General features: G+C 50.3%; 12 protein-coding genes. 4 read left to right on the top strand and 8 right to left on the bottom strand.

Annotation, left to right across the window (positions count from 1 at the left end):
• Positions 1-89 precede the first annotated feature (89 nt).
• Positions 90-1,127 (bottom strand): Gfo/Idh/MocA family oxidoreductase, encoded by a 1,038-nt coding sequence (locus CWM47_RS22930; RefSeq protein WP_100994003.1) that lies wholly within the window; start codon positions 1,125-1,127, stop codon positions 90-92.
• A 251-nt stretch (positions 1,128-1,378) separates the two neighbouring features.
• Here CWM47_RS22930 and CWM47_RS22925 point away from each other — a divergent pair, with 251 nt between their 5' ends.
• The 4 genes from CWM47_RS22925 to CWM47_RS22910 all read left to right on the top strand — a co-directional run bounded on the left by CWM47_RS22925 (position 1,379) and on the right by CWM47_RS22910 (position 5,598).
• Entirely contained in the window at positions 1,379-2,392 is a 1,014-nt protein-coding gene (locus CWM47_RS22925; RefSeq protein ID WP_100994002.1) for a fasciclin domain-containing protein, read from the top strand.
• A 347-nt stretch (positions 2,393-2,739) separates the two neighbouring features.
• Positions 2,740-3,621 carry a sugar phosphate isomerase/epimerase family protein gene (locus CWM47_RS22920; protein ID WP_100990510.1) on the top strand — a complete coding sequence of 294 codons (882 nt, stop codon included), beginning with the start codon at positions 2,740-2,742 and terminating at the stop codon, positions 3,619-3,621.
• A 34-nt stretch (positions 3,622-3,655) separates the two neighbouring features.
• Positions 3,656-4,414: a helix-turn-helix domain-containing protein gene (locus tag CWM47_RS22915; RefSeq protein ID WP_100990509.1), complete on the top strand. Its 759-nt coding sequence runs from the start codon at positions 3,656-3,658 to the stop codon at positions 4,412-4,414.
• Positions 4,415-4,440: 26 nt separating this feature from the next.
• Positions 4,441-5,598: an FAD-dependent oxidoreductase gene (locus CWM47_RS22910; RefSeq protein WP_317046647.1), complete on the top strand. Its 1,158-nt coding sequence runs from the start codon at positions 4,441-4,443 to the stop codon at positions 5,596-5,598.
• A 15-nt stretch (positions 5,599-5,613) separates the two neighbouring features.
• Here the strand turns inward: CWM47_RS22910 and CWM47_RS22905 are convergent, their stop codons facing one another.
• The 7 genes from CWM47_RS22905 to CWM47_RS22875 form a co-directional block, all read right to left on the bottom strand.
• Positions 5,614-6,507, bottom strand: coding sequence for an NmrA family NAD(P)-binding protein (locus CWM47_RS22905; protein WP_100990508.1), 894 nt, complete (start codon positions 6,505-6,507; stop codon positions 5,614-5,616).
• A gap of 149 nt (positions 6,508-6,656) precedes the next feature.
• On the bottom strand, positions 6,657-7,262 hold the full coding sequence (locus CWM47_RS22900; RefSeq protein WP_100990507.1) for a hypothetical protein: 606 nt from the start codon (positions 7,260-7,262) through the stop codon (positions 6,657-6,659).
• Positions 7,263-7,559: 297 nt separating this feature from the next.
• On the bottom strand, positions 7,560-7,787 hold the full coding sequence (locus tag CWM47_RS22895) for a transposase (protein WP_100990054.1): 228 nt from the start codon (positions 7,785-7,787) through the stop codon (positions 7,560-7,562).
• Between the two features lie 36 nt (positions 7,788-7,823).
• Positions 7,824-8,090, bottom strand: coding sequence for a helix-turn-helix domain-containing protein (locus tag CWM47_RS22890; protein ID WP_100990506.1), 267 nt, complete (start codon positions 8,088-8,090; stop codon positions 7,824-7,826).
• 89 nt (positions 8,091-8,179) lie between these two features.
• Complete coding sequence (locus CWM47_RS22885; RefSeq protein ID WP_100990505.1) at positions 8,180-9,211, bottom strand: NADP-dependent oxidoreductase; 1,032 nt, start codon at positions 9,209-9,211, stop codon at positions 8,180-8,182.
• A gap of 35 nt (positions 9,212-9,246) precedes the next feature.
• Entirely contained in the window at positions 9,247-11,448 is a 2,202-nt protein-coding gene (locus tag CWM47_RS22880) for a TonB-dependent receptor (protein ID WP_100990504.1), read from the bottom strand.
• A 45-nt stretch (positions 11,449-11,493) separates the two neighbouring features.
• The gene (locus tag CWM47_RS22875; RefSeq protein ID WP_100990503.1) at positions 11,494-12,756 is read right to left on the bottom strand and encodes a M50 family metallopeptidase; all 1,263 of its coding nucleotides are present in this window, start codon (positions 12,754-12,756) and stop codon (positions 11,494-11,496) included.
• Positions 12,757-13,393: the final 637 nt, after the last annotated feature.

The raw sequence follows: 13,393 nt of genomic DNA, 5'->3' as shown, positions 1-13,393 counted from the left end.
GAGTTTTAGTCGATTAATTATCAGATGCTTACACCTCTGTGCCTCTGTGGTTAAATTTTTTTTATAGTGTACCTGCTAACCACCTGTGGTTAAAATGGCATGACCTGTTGAGTCTGGCTACTCTCCAGCGCCAGGTCGATCACCCTGGCGAGCTGCCGAATATCGTTGGGTGTTATGGCTGGTTCAGCCTTGTTGACAATGGCTTCGTACAGGTTATCATAAAAGGGAGTGTAATTGCCCTGTTCGCTTTCCAGTTGTTCGGATTGGCCATTCCGGTAAAGCGTTCCCCAACGGTCCTGCGGTTCGGTGCCCCAGCTAGCCTCGCCTGGCAGTTGATTGAGCCGAAGTCGCTCTTCCTGCACATCTAATCCGCTTTTTATGAAGGAGCCTTCTGTACCGTGAAGGCTGTAGCGCAGGGCGTTGTGATAGACCAGCAGACTGGATTCCAGTCGGACGACCTTGTCTGCGTAGCCTAGTTTAATATCGAAATAGTCGTTGATGAGGCTATTGGGCCGGATAATTCGGATAGCGGCCTGCACGCTGTCGGGTGCGCCGAAGAGGTGTAATGCCTGATCCAGTATATGCGGTCCTAAATTGTAAAGATTACCCCGACCTACGCCCGGCTGTTCTTTCCAGGTTCGTGCGTTTACGTTCACAGGCGAGTACCGATCATAGCGGCCTTCATACTCCACAAGAGTGCCTAACGCACCTGCGTTTAGTAAGCGTTTAATCGTCAGGAAATCGGAATCCCATCGCCGGTTTTGGTAGGCCGTAGCTATGCAGCCCTGTTGCTGTGCCAACTCCAGTAGTTGGTTAGCTTCTCGCTCAGACGTAGCAAATGGCTTTTCGACTACCACGTGTTTTTTATGCTCCAACGCCCGTCGGGCGTAGTCGACGTGGGTTTCGTTGGGGGTGCAGATGAAAACCAGGTCGATGGATGGGTCGGCAAATAACTCATCCGCTGTAGCGACCCACTCAATCGAGGAGTCGAATTCATGAACAGCATCGGGACGGCTACTTGCGATCTTTTTAAGATGAAAGCGTGGATTGATCGACAGGAACGGTGCGTGAAAATACCGGCCAGACAATCCAAATCCCACTATACCAACCTGAATAATAGTAGACATATCGACAGAAATAGACATCAGAGAATAACTTATAAAAGGTGCATCAGATGGCTAAATACCCGCCAGACAGGTAAATAACATCATACGCTATTAGTAACATCTCTTCAAAAATCAACCGGATCAGTATACTCCTTATACTAATGTTTATGTTTTTTGCTCTTTTCTTAAACAATAAAAATAAACATGAGCTTGTTTTTAACGTGTTTTTAATAGAGTACGTTAATTCAATTTTTAAAAAAACGCAATCGTTTATGAATGCTTCAACAGTTCAATTCGGCCGTCGGGCCTCTGGTATTTTAGCCTCTCTCCTTGTCTGTTTTTCAGTAGCGCTTACAAGCTGTAAAGACGACGAAAATCCAACGACAACGCCACCCTCGGGTTCATCGACCATTACTGATCTGGTCGTTGCCGGGGATCAATTTACATTTCTCGAAGCGGCTGTTGTTAAGGCGGGTCTGACAACCACCTTATCGGGCACGGGTCCGTTCACTGTTTTTGCGCCTACGGATGATGCGTTCCGGGCGGCCGGTTTTGCGGATGCTGCGGCCGTAAGTGCTGTTGCGGATACTACATTGCGCAGGATATTACTGTACCACGTTCTTAGCGGGTCCTATCCTGCATCGGCTATTCCGAGCGGCCAAACAGCCTTGCCTACGTCGCTTAGTGCAAACGGAACAACGTATGTTACGAAAGCTGCCGCAACGACAGGGACCGGCGTTTCGGTCAATGGCGCCCGCGTTATTACGGCCGACATTCAGGCATCCAACGGGATTGTTCATGCCATTGATCGGGTGCTGATGCCTGCAACCGGTAATGTACTTCAGGTAGTACAGGCCGATACAACGCTGAGTTTATTGGGTGCTGCAGCAGCACGTGGTGGTGCCGCTGTGGTATCTGCTTTATCGGGGTCAACACCCCTGACCGTTTTTGCACCAACCAATGCCGCTTTTCGGGCAACGCCATATAACACGGTGGCCGCCATCAATGCGGCTCCGGTTGCCGCGCTGACAGCTATTTTGACGAACCATGTAGTGGTTAACCCCGGTCGGGCATATTCGCCTACGATTGTTAGCGGTCCCATCACCACCTTCGGTACCGGGAGTGTAACGGCAACGGTGGGCACAGGTACGGCTTTAACGTTGCTGAGTCCGGGTAATGGCGGCCAGGTATCTAATGTACTGGCTAATACCACAGGCGTCCAGAATCGGGATATCACCGCTACGAATGGTGTTGTTCATAAAATTGATCGGGTGCTGTTACCATAAGTTGGTAGAGTAGGGAAGTGGTGCAATGGTTTTGCCATCCTGCTTTCGAATATACACTTAAATGATGCGGTCGTTTATTGCCTTTGTCGGGTGGTAAACGACCGCTTTTTGTATTTGGGAAGCGCATCAGCCAGCATCCCTGGTGTCTAGTTATTAGGCTTAAAAGCATGAGCAGGCGTAATATTTCAGGAATTGAAAGTCAGGCTTATTGCACGATGAGTGATTCATCAAAAATAACCTTAAGAATACTCTGAACTATTTGTACTTGATTAAGTAGCAATGGAAACGGATGAACTTTATTTGTTAGGTGAACAGAGGTAATCACCGCCCATCTCTCCCCAAACGCTATGTCCATTATTGACAGAAAAACATTTCTGAAAGACATTTCCCTGCTGGCAGGCGCGTCTATCCTGGCCGGACCAGCCTTTGCTGCTGACCTGGCGCGGGACAAATCGGCGATCAAGCTGGGCTTCGTTACCTATTTGTGGGGGAAAGACTGGGATTTGCCCACGCTAATAAAGAATTGTGCCGATACAAACATAACCGGTGTGGAGCTGCGTGTAGAACATGCCCATAACGTGATGCCCGAACTAAACACCGCACAACGGCTGGAAGTCAAAAAACGATTTGCCGATAGCCCCGTTCAACTGGTTGGGCTGGGAACAAATCAACAGTTCGATTACCTGGATCAGGGCCAGTTGAAAGCCTCTATCGAACGCGCAAAAGCGTTTATCCGGTTGAGTGCGGAGGTGGGAGGATCGGGCGTGAAGGTGAAACCCAATGGCCTGCATAAAGAAGTGCCTGTCGAAAAAACAGTGACCCAGATTGGTGAAGCCCTGAATGAATTAGCTCGCTACGGGGCTGAGTTGGGGCAACAGATTCGGCTGGAAGTTCACGGCGAAGAAACCCAGGAACTACCCATGACAAAGCGGATTATGGACGTTGCCAACCATCCGAATGCCACAATTTGCTGGAATTGCAACCCACAGGACCTAAATGGCAAAGGGTTTCAGGCCAACTTCGATCTGGTCAAAAATCGTTTTGGCGCGACCTGCCACGTTCGTGAACTGGACCGAACCGATTACCCCTACCAGGACTTGCTGAACAATCTGGTAAAGATGAACTATAGAGGCTGGGTGCTTCTCGAATGCCATACCAACCCAGCGGATAAAGTAGCCTCAATGAACGGACAAAGAGCCGTTTTTGACCGGATGCTGGCGAAGGCATAATGGCGGGCATTCGTGTAAACAGGATGAACTACAAATGGCTCGCAATGATCTTGACTATAAACTAGCCGGGCCTATTCCTGCGCTGGTCGATTTTGTGGATAGTATCTGGATGATTGCCAATCAGTCAGACGCTGATCTGGAAACCGTTGTTTTGCCCGACGGACGATTTGATATCTTCTTTTCTTATTCCGCTACCGAGCCCTACCATGTTTCCCTGATGGGGTTGGGAAGTGAGGCATCACAAACCACAATTACATCGAAAACTGTTATCTACGCTGTCAGTTTTAAACTGCTCGCAATTGAATACCTGATTGAAATGCCCGTATCCTCCCTGTTAAATTCCGCCAGCTACTTGCCTGATGATTTTTGGGGCATTACTGCGGCTGATCTTACCGATTTTGATGACTTCTACAATAAGGTTTCGGCCAAAATGGTCGGATTGATCAACGGGGAAATTGACAATCGAAAACGCGTCTTGTTCGACCTGATCTATGCCTCAAACGGCTCAATGTCTGTCAGCGAATTGTCGGACAGGGCGGCCTGGAGCAGCCGACAGATTAACCGGTACTTCAATCAGAAGTTTGGTATTTCGTTAAAAACCTACTGCTCTATTTTACGATTCAGAGCCTCGTTTCAGCACATACAGGAAGGAAAACTATACCCGGAGTTGAAGTTTGCCGACCAGGCTCATTTCATAAAAGAAGTAAAACGACTATCGGGTGCAGTGCCCAAAGAACTGGCTAAAAACAAAAACGACCGATTTATACAATTTTCAGCCCTGACGAAGATCTAGTTTTGCCTCATAAAACTTGATTTTCAATGATGGTAACGCAAGGTAAAACAATAGCTATAGTCGGCGGTGGGCCCGGTGGTCTGACGCTGGCAAGACTCTTACAGATGCGCGGGGCAACTGTAATCGTATATGAACGGGATGTAAAAAAGGATGCCCGCGTACAGGGCGCTACGCTCGATCTGCACGATGAATCGGGTCTGAAAGCCCTCAAACAGGCCGGTTTACTGGAAGCCTTTAAAGCACACTACCGACCCGGCGCAGACAAGGTCAGGCTCGTCGATAAACACGCAACAATCGTTTTTGACGAACATACGGCCCCGGATAAAGAAACATTCGGGCATGAAGCCTTTCGGCCGGAAATTGACCGTGGACCATTGCGAAAACTATTGCTGGAGTCCTTACAACCCGATACAGTCGTCTGGAACAGCCAATTTCTATCCATGACGCAACTAGGGAGTGCATGGAAACTTGACTTTCAGAATGGCACATCTACCCAAGCCGATATTGTTATAGCCGCCGATGGTGCCAACTCGAAGATACGCCCGTTCATTACACCTATAAAACCCTTTTATGCCGGTATTACCGTTGTGGAAGGAAGTGTATATGACGCCGAAACCACCGTTCCGGGTATTTATTCGCTCTTGAAAGGGGGTAAGGTGTTCGCTGTGGATGACAGCAAAACGCTTATTGTCAGTGCCAAAGGGGATGGGAGCCTAGCGTTCTATACGGGCTGTAAAACGAATGAGCATTGGGCACAGTCAAGCAACATCAATTTCGCCGATAACGCGCAGGTGCTGGCCTGGTTCAAGCAGGAGTTTTCGGGCTGGGACAGTGTTTGGTGGGAGTTATTTGACAATGACAAGGCGCAGTTTATGCCTCGCCCGCAATACTGCATGCCGGTAGACCAAACCTGGGATGCGCTGCCGAATTTGACCATGCTGGGCGATGCGGCACACCTGATGCCACCCTATGCGGGAGAGGGCGTAAACATGGCCATGCTCGATGCGCTGGAGTTGAGCGAGTGCCTGACCAGTACTGGTTTCCCGGATGTGAAAACAGCCATTGAGGTGTATGAAAATCAGATGCGGGCAAGAGCTTCTGAGACGGCCCAACTAACATTGGAGCAAACAGAAGCCCTGCACTCACCCAATGCAATGGCTACGATGATGGCAATTTTCGACTAGAGACCTGCCACTACACTACCGGCGTTTGGCCAGCACCTCCTGTACACTTGTCCATTGTATATCCGGGTAACGGCCGTTGTCGAGCGGTTCGTTTTGAACGCTGAACATGCTTTGGATATACTGGCTTCGTTGCCAGTTTGGGTAAACTTCCTGCTCGCCTTCGGGATGCGCAGCCCGCTCACGCTTGTTGTAGGCCGCCAGATCATCGCGACTGCCCAGACGAACCAATGTAAATGGCTCTTTCATAGTCTCTTCTGCAACCGCTTTCAGTTCATTGGCATTGATCTGGAAGCTGGCTATGCGCAGAATTCTTGGTGCCGATGGATCCATAGCGGCTGCTGCCGTAAAGGCCGCTGTGTTATCCATCGTCGTGAAGTCTACCCGCCAGTCGGCACTCTCCCAATACCCAACGCTTTTCTTTTTGAAATCCAGAAAGGGAATATTATAGGTTAATAACTCGGCAAAAGCCCCGTTAAGAATTGACGTTCCCGCAATGGTTTTTTGGGTATCCAGGTATGTATTGAACTCCCGTCGCAAGTCGAAATTGCGGTTGTCGCCGGGGGTAAGTTTGGTGAAGTCGCTCGAAAAATCGGACGGAACAAAATGGGGAACGCCTGCTGCCACTGCCGCATCGAGCAGGCTTGACTGGGCGTCGACAATAACATCGCGCAACCCCTGTAAGGCCGAGACAACGCAGGAGGCTCCGGTACACGCCTGTGTAAGTTCGGCAATATCCGTCATGTCAACCTGAATGACGTCAACCCCTTGTTGTTTAAGTGTGTCTAGTTTAGCACTATCGGTACTGGCGCGAACCAGCGCACGAACGTTGGCGCCTTTGCTACGCAAAGCATGAATAATTCGGCCACCGAGATCGCCGGTACCACCGGCTACGACAATTGTTGTTGACATCTAACAGGATTTTGAGTTTACGTCTCGTTACGTGTAGACTAATACTAATAACTCGTATAAGAAAAGTGTTTTGTGTAAAGCCCGGTTTTGTGCCTTGCCCAAATGGCAAACAAACAGCCTCCTATTCGCTATCAGCAAACTATATCATACTACTTACGATAGGTCGTAATGGCCTCTTCGTAGATCCGTATGCCGGGTATGTCTCTAACCCCACTGGCAATAGCCGTTTTGATGGCTCCTTCATCAATGGCCCAATAGCCGTTGGGAATCTGGTTGCGGTCAATGATCTCAAATGTCCATTTCAATTGTACACCTTTGGGCAAGGCCACAAGGGATACTTGAGGGGTAAGCCAGTTGATATCGCCTGATGGAGCCAGTGAGGCTTGCTGGGCAACGTCGGCCTGCTGATGCTCGCGCACCCGCAGCAACTCCCGATTGTAATGTTCAACGGCATCTTTGAGTGGCTGCATGGCGGTCAGGATAGGCGCCGTCATTTCCTTTTCTAACTCCATCCAGTCGTGTTTCTGCTTATCGAGCTGACGGGTGATTTTAAGTCGTTCGGCCGCTACCAGCTTGATAAGTTCATGTCCCTGGGCTACATGCTTAACAAGAGTTTCCTGTTGTTCGGCAGTGCCACAAACAGCAGGCTGTCTGCGAAGAAAGTTAACGTACTCAGTTAGGGTAGACTGGAGGAGTTCCCGACCACTCGAATCAGCCAGCGACAGGTCAGTAGTAGGTTTGGGTTCAGTGCTCATGCCTTTAAAAGCGTTCAGAGCCTAAAAATGTTAGTCGATTAGTGTCAATTTCTTGCTTGCTGGTCTAATTGTGTCCGAGATGAATAAGGGGTATCCGCTTACAGGCATTAAAGAGACTTGGTGCTTCCCTGTTCAACTCCACCAGACATTATTTATTTCGTTTGACTGCTTGTAACGGTCGAGGGAGCGAACTAAGAGGAAGTAAAATATAAGCGAAGTGAATGGATAGATCAGACACTCATTTATACTCTTATGGCTTTAAAGGGATCAATTCCAAAAGTTGTGGAGCATCAAGGATTAAGCATATAACTGAGTTAGGCGGTACAGAAAGAATTCGATGTTTCGCACCCCGCGGAATTGACTTCGAAATGCTTTGATCTTCGCATTGAACGACTCGGCTGAAGCGTTGGTACTGCGGTTGTCAAAGTAGTTGAGAATCGTTTCATAATGATTTTGGATAGAACGGGCCACGGTGTTGAAAGTTTTGAATCCCGCTTGGCGTACTTTTTCATGCCATTTGGCCAAGCGGGCTAAGCCATAAAGCTTATCGGTCGTCTTCTCCTAGCTAGCTAGGGGTTTTCTGCCTTGCCCTTTTTGGCGCATGAGCCCGACCAAACCCAGTTCTTGCCAGGCAGAAAGCCACTTGCCAACCGAATGCTGGGAGACTTCGGTGTGGCCTGCTACCTCTTTGGCCGAGAAGCCTTTATGACTCCAAAGTAATGCTTGACAAGCCCGTCTAAACTCGTACTTAGGGTGGTTTTTGATGGCTTCCTGTAAAGTAAGTTTCTCGGTGTCAGACAAGGAGATGCAGCGTTTTGGTCGGCTCATACTGCAAGTTAATAAATGAAAGTTAAATTTGCGTGATTACTTATGCATGTGGCAGTTTCAGGGTTTATTTTTTCGGAAAATTATTGTCATTAGTTATCGTGAACTTCAAGAACCATTTTGCCCATATTCTGACCGCTGAATAGTTGATCGACCAACGCTACGAAACTATCTACACTACCGGGTATGACGTGCGTATCGGCATTTAACAGCCCAGCTTTAATCCAGCCTTGAATTTCGGCACGGGCATGCTCAAATTCGTTTGCAAAATCCGTAAAAACAAATCCTTCCATGCGGGCCCGATTAACGATCAGTGCTAAGTAATTGGCTGGCCCCTGCATGAAGCGCATATTGTTGTATTGAGAAACAGCCCCCGACAGCACTACCCGGCCGCCAGGACGCAGATGGCCAAGGGCCGCGTTGAGTACGTCTCCGCCAACATTATCGAAGAATACGTCGATTCCTTCCGGACAGGCAGTGGCCAGTTGGTTCGTTAGCTTGCCCGCTTTGTAGTTTAATCCTGCATCAAAACCAAACGCATCGACCAGCGCCTTACACTTCTCATCGCTGCTGGTAATTCCAACGACCCGGCACCCTTTCAGCCGGGCAATCTGCCCGGCAATGGTTCCTACGCCACCTGCCGCACCGGAGATAACCACCGTTTCGCCCGGCTGGAGCTGCCCTATCCGCAACAGCCCAAAGTAAGCGGTCATGCCCGATATCCCCAGGGCGCCCAGATAAGTCGGCAACGGAAGGGCGGCATCGATAATCGTCAGTTGCGATCCGAAAAGCGGCCTGTTGAGCCGTTCCTCGGTAAGGTGTGAAAATGCCTGCATGCCCAGACCGGCATACACATGCTGGCCCGGCACAAAGTCAGCGTGCCGCGATTCTATAACCACGCCCGTACCCATTGCCCGCATGACCTCGCCAATGGGCACCGAGTCGATGTACGATTTACCACCACTCACCCAGCTACGCATAGCGGGGTCAATGGACAGATATAGATTTTTAACCAGTACTTCATTAGGCGCCAATGGGGGAATGTCGCTCCGGTCAACCAAAAAATCGGTTACTTTGAGCGCACCCAAAGGACGGTTTATCAGACGAATCTGGGTATTTTTCATAGCTGAATGGATGTTTAACAGGAAGCTGATACAGGTTAATTGGGTAGGAACGGCGTAGTTGTTTTAGCACGGCCAGCCGTACCCCAGTTCAGGAAGAGACCGAGATAAAAGAATCGTGTAGCGAGAGGGGTGATGGCTACGCGCTCGGTAGGACTATTGTAGCGGTACCCGAAAATTTGCTGACTGCCCAATAGGTTGCTCACCGAAAAAGCCAACGTTGAGTTCGCCCGGAAGAAATGACTTAGATAAGCTACAGTCAGGCCAACATTATGGTAAGCAGGTGTGTAATTGGTCATGAATTTGGTTTCGCTCTGGTTCGGATTGTAGTACGATCGCCCGGAGGCTGCAACATAGGTTAGCCCAATGTTGAGTGGCACGGTCGGCAGCAGGACGTTGACTACCATATTCAATGTATGCGGGGCGGCAAAACCAGGCCGTGCCAACGATGGGTAACTCAGGTACTGCCGTTTGGTATCCAGGTACGAATAGGATACCCAGTAGTTGACATTTTTGATTCGGCCGTCTTCTTTCCACATAATATCGAAACCCCGCGCGTAACCCATGCCGGTTGTGCTGGTATCGGGCGTGGTACGGAGCAGATGGCTGTACTGCTTCTGGTAAAATTCTACGCGAAAAAGTTTGTTGACGTTTGCGTACTGACCGCTCAGAATGAAGTGAGTAGCTCGCTGGAACGATAGCTTTCCGGCCTGCTGAAGCAGATAGTCGGCGGTAGGTTCCTGGTAAAACTGCCCGAAACTACCCGTCAGGTTCAGGTGTTTTCTCAACGCGTAGGTTAGCGTTAGCCGGGGCGACAGGGCTGCGTCTCTAACCAGGCTGGAAGCCTCAGCACGCAACCCCGCCCGCAGTTGCAGCGAACGACTTAGACTAATGTTGCTTTCAACAAAAAAGGCGCCATACTGGTCATCGGCCCGAAGCCTGTAACTCCGGCCATCCTGCTGGGCATATACGCTGCTGATGCTGGTGGCGGTGTGTTCAGCTCCGATATACAGATCTGCCGACCCGCCCAATGGTCGCCGGGCTACTAATCGACTGGTATAGGTGTTCAGGTCGAGCGTCCGGGTGTTGCTGGTCCAGTCGGTGTCGCTGGCAGAGAGCAGCGAGTCCCGGCTGTACCGATTGTGGGTAAGGGTAATGGCCGCCCCCGCGTTGATGGTCCAGTAGGCTCCCATACTACCGGTGTATGTCACATTGGTGTAGGCGTTCCGGCTAAGCAAGCCATACTGCGTGGGTCGGGCAAACGATTGATCCTTGAATTGCAACTTGTTGGTTCCCAGGCTAAAAAGAACCTTAATTAGCCCGCCGTTTGATAACTTATACTTCCCGTTCATAAGTAGATCGACCTGCTCGGGGCTGCGACCAAATGAACGCCGTTGCGGAATTGTGTTGTAGTACGGCCCGAGGTTGGTGTAATTCAGCTGGACACCTACAGAAGCCCGGTCGGCTCTGAGTACCCGGTTGTAGTCGAAGTTGCCACCCGTTGTGCCTATACTGCCGCCCACGGTGGAGCGACTGGCAACGGTATTAGACTCAAGGATCAGGGCCGACGACATCGCCTGGCCATACAGAGCTGAATAGCCTCCCGTACTAAAGGATGTACCTTTAAAGAGTTCAGGGGCGTACCGGCTTCGTTGAGACACATCGGGGCTGCCCGTGTAGAAGAAATTATTGACCGTCAACCCATCGACATAGACCCGCGTTTCGTCGGCTGAACCACCGCGCACGAACAGCCCTGTTGCATCGCTGGTGGCCTGAACCCCTGGCAAGGCCCGGATCGCGTTACCAATGTCGGCGTTCGCTCCGCCCATGGCTCGAATTTCGAGGGGCCGAAGGCTATTCAGACCCTGAGTAGCCAGAAAATTGGTTTTCTTGGTCAGTACCGTCACCGCGTCGAGCATCTGGCTCCGTTCGGCCAGCACCAGTCGCAGCGGGCGGATTGTCTCACCGGGTTGGAGAGTCAGTTGCTGATCGGCGTACCCAATCGACTGTGCGACCACCGTAATGATCCCCTGCTGGTTCGTATTGAACTTAAACGTACCATCCGTTTCGGTCGAAGTTCCGTCATAACTGTTGAGGACCCTGACGTTAGCGTTGGCTAAAGGGGTTTGCTGGGCATCTACGACCACACCCTGGATAAGTACCTGACCAGCAACGGCTGAAGATAGTAGTCCGGCTAGTAGCAGACCATAGCCGGTGCGAACGAATAGGGAGTGTTTCATGAGTTGGAAAAATTAGGGAAGATTGGACCGCTCCGGGCTACGGAATCAGGAACGCAGCTGCCGGAATCGCTTTACCCAGTGATAGGCCGGTGCGAGCGAGCGGGTGGCCGGAACGCCGAAAAGGCAGAATGTGAGCGTAGTTTTGAGCAAAGGTTCTACCGTGCAGAGTGTACACTCGTTGATAGCGGCCCCTATCAGGCGGGGGTACATGACCATCTTGTCGACCAAATACTGCCCACCCCACCACACCAAAGAAAGTAGAAATACATAGCGGCCGACCGTGTAGAAAATCAGGTAGGGATTCCTGACGTTAATCGATTCCAGATTTGGTCTGCGAATCCAGCGGGGAAACAGAACCGATCCGGCAGCCATCAGGCATACGCTGGCCTGCCGCTGCAAATTGGGTAGGGAAAACAGGTCGCTGTAAAGCCAGTAACCATCGAGTTTGATGAACGGAATGGTATTGATGACCATCATAGCCACGTTCAGCTGGATCAGGTAGCGGCTAATCGTGATCCGGTCAGCGTTGCCGAAATTGCTAACCAAAAACCAGATCAACAGTAGATTGATAAGCAGTTGAACGTAAAAACCGCCCAAGTTGACGATTACCCGTTTGGTTTTATTCAGTCGCCAAATCTCGGTCACGTCCGCATACAGAACAGGAAATATCAAATAGAGGCCAATGCCAATTTCTTTAGGTTTAACGCCAAAACGGTAGCTGGCTGCTGCGTGGCCCAGCTCATGACTGATGAGGATGAACAGCACCGCCGGATAAAAAAATAGCAGATAGGTAGCGCCCCGCCCACATTCGCCCGTGGCGGTGAGCTGGCTTGTGTATGAAGTTACGTAATGTTCGAGGGCCATTAATTCCCTCATTAGAAACACGTTGGCCAGCAGAGCCAGGCCCAGAACGGAGAAAAATACGGCAGGTGAAAACGCATACTTCACCAGCCGCAATAACCATTCGTACTGTTCGAAAGCCAGTAGCCGCCGGCGGAACGCAATGGCCCCTGTCGGTGTGGCCTTCGGTGCGGCCGTGTCCGATGTACCAAACAGCCCCATTGGAGTCAGCTTGTTCTGTACCACAGTGGCCACATCCTGAGCCGAAAACCGATCCTCGTTGAGGCTGGCGTTCAGCAGCGAACCAATTTCCTGGTAAGTCAGTTGACGCGCCAATCCATCTACGATCAGATAAATTAGTTCGCCGATTTTATACGAAGCCCCGTGTATTGTCAGCAGGTAATAGCGTTCGGGACCAGCCTGCTCAATGGCTTCGAGTTGATAGGTAGTTGTCTGGAGGGGAAGCATTAGTCAAATCTGACAGAAAGTAGTAGGTTGATAAAGAAGGAGATATCAGCTCGCTGGCTGACATCTCCTTCGGAGGCTGTTGACTTGGGATTGCTCTGCCCGGTAGGGCTGGCAAACCGGCACGTTGGCTACTCAGCTAAGAGAAGGTCCGCTCAAAACGCCTGGTAATCCCGGGGGGGCTGATGTGAGCCCATGGGTGAGAGATTGCCGTGTACGTCTGGGGAGTAAAGCCGCTGAGTGGGTCAGCTAGGCACCTTCCGGTGCTTATTTACTTACTGTGATATCGAAGCACACGGCTGAATCAGCAGCGGCAACAGTAGTCTCGAAACGGTCTTCGAGTTCAACAATAGTCAGGGCGTCGTTTGATGGTTGCATGGTTTGCTTAGTTTGATTGTGAGAAAAATGAAAGCCTGTACACCGTCTGGTGCTTAGGTATTATTTGATGTTAATGTCGAAGCATACGGCTGAATCAGCAGCGGCAACAGTAGTCTCGAAACGATCTTCGAGTTCAACAATGGTCAGGGCGTCGTTTGATGGTTGCATGAGTTGATTGATTTGATTGTGAGAAAATGAGAAAAATGAAAGTTTGTGTACTCTGTGGTGCTTACTTGCTGTTGACTGTGATGTCAAAGCACAC

The organism is Spirosoma pollinicola, from assembly GCF_002831565.1.
Taxonomy (GTDB): Bacteria; Bacteroidota; Bacteroidia; order Cytophagales; family Spirosomataceae; genus Spirosoma; species Spirosoma pollinicola.
Note: the sequence above shows the minus strand (reverse complement) of the source record. Positions and strands in the feature narration are given on the sequence as shown.

Bases quoted from the DNA above. Each gene is read 5' to 3' on its own strand.
- CWM47_RS22930 (WP_100994003.1), bottom strand. From the start codon at position 1,127: ATGTCTACTATTATTCAGGTTGGTATAGTGGGATTTGGATTGTCTGGC.
- CWM47_RS22925 (WP_100994002.1), top strand. From the start codon at position 1,379: ATGAATGCTTCAACAGTTCAATTCGGCCGTCGGGCCTCTGGTATTTTA.
- CWM47_RS22920 (WP_100990510.1), top strand. From the start codon at position 2,740: ATGTCCATTATTGACAGAAAAACATTTCTGAAAGACATTTCCCTGCTG.
- CWM47_RS22915 (WP_100990509.1), top strand. From the start codon at position 3,656: ATGGCTCGCAATGATCTTGACTATAAACTAGCCGGGCCTATTCCTGCG.
- CWM47_RS22910 (WP_317046647.1), top strand. From the start codon at position 4,441: ATGATGGTAACGCAAGGTAAAACAATAGCTATAGTCGGCGGTGGGCCC.
- CWM47_RS22905 (WP_100990508.1), bottom strand. From the start codon at position 6,507: ATGTCAACAACAATTGTCGTAGCCGGTGGTACCGGCGATCTCGGTGGC.
- CWM47_RS22900 (WP_100990507.1), bottom strand. From the start codon at position 7,262: ATGAGCACTGAACCCAAACCTACTACTGACCTGTCGCTGGCTGATTCG.
- CWM47_RS22890 (WP_100990506.1), bottom strand. From the start codon at position 8,090: ATGAGCCGACCAAAACGCTGCATCTCCTTGTCTGACACCGAGAAACTT.
- CWM47_RS22885 (WP_100990505.1), bottom strand. From the start codon at position 9,211: ATGAAAAATACCCAGATTCGTCTGATAAACCGTCCTTTGGGTGCGCTC.
- CWM47_RS22880 (WP_100990504.1), bottom strand. From the start codon at position 11,448: ATGAAACACTCCCTATTCGTTCGCACCGGCTATGGTCTGCTACTAGCC.
- CWM47_RS22875 (WP_100990503.1), bottom strand. From the start codon at position 12,756: ATGCTTCCCCTCCAGACAACTACCTATCAACTCGAAGCCATTGAGCAG.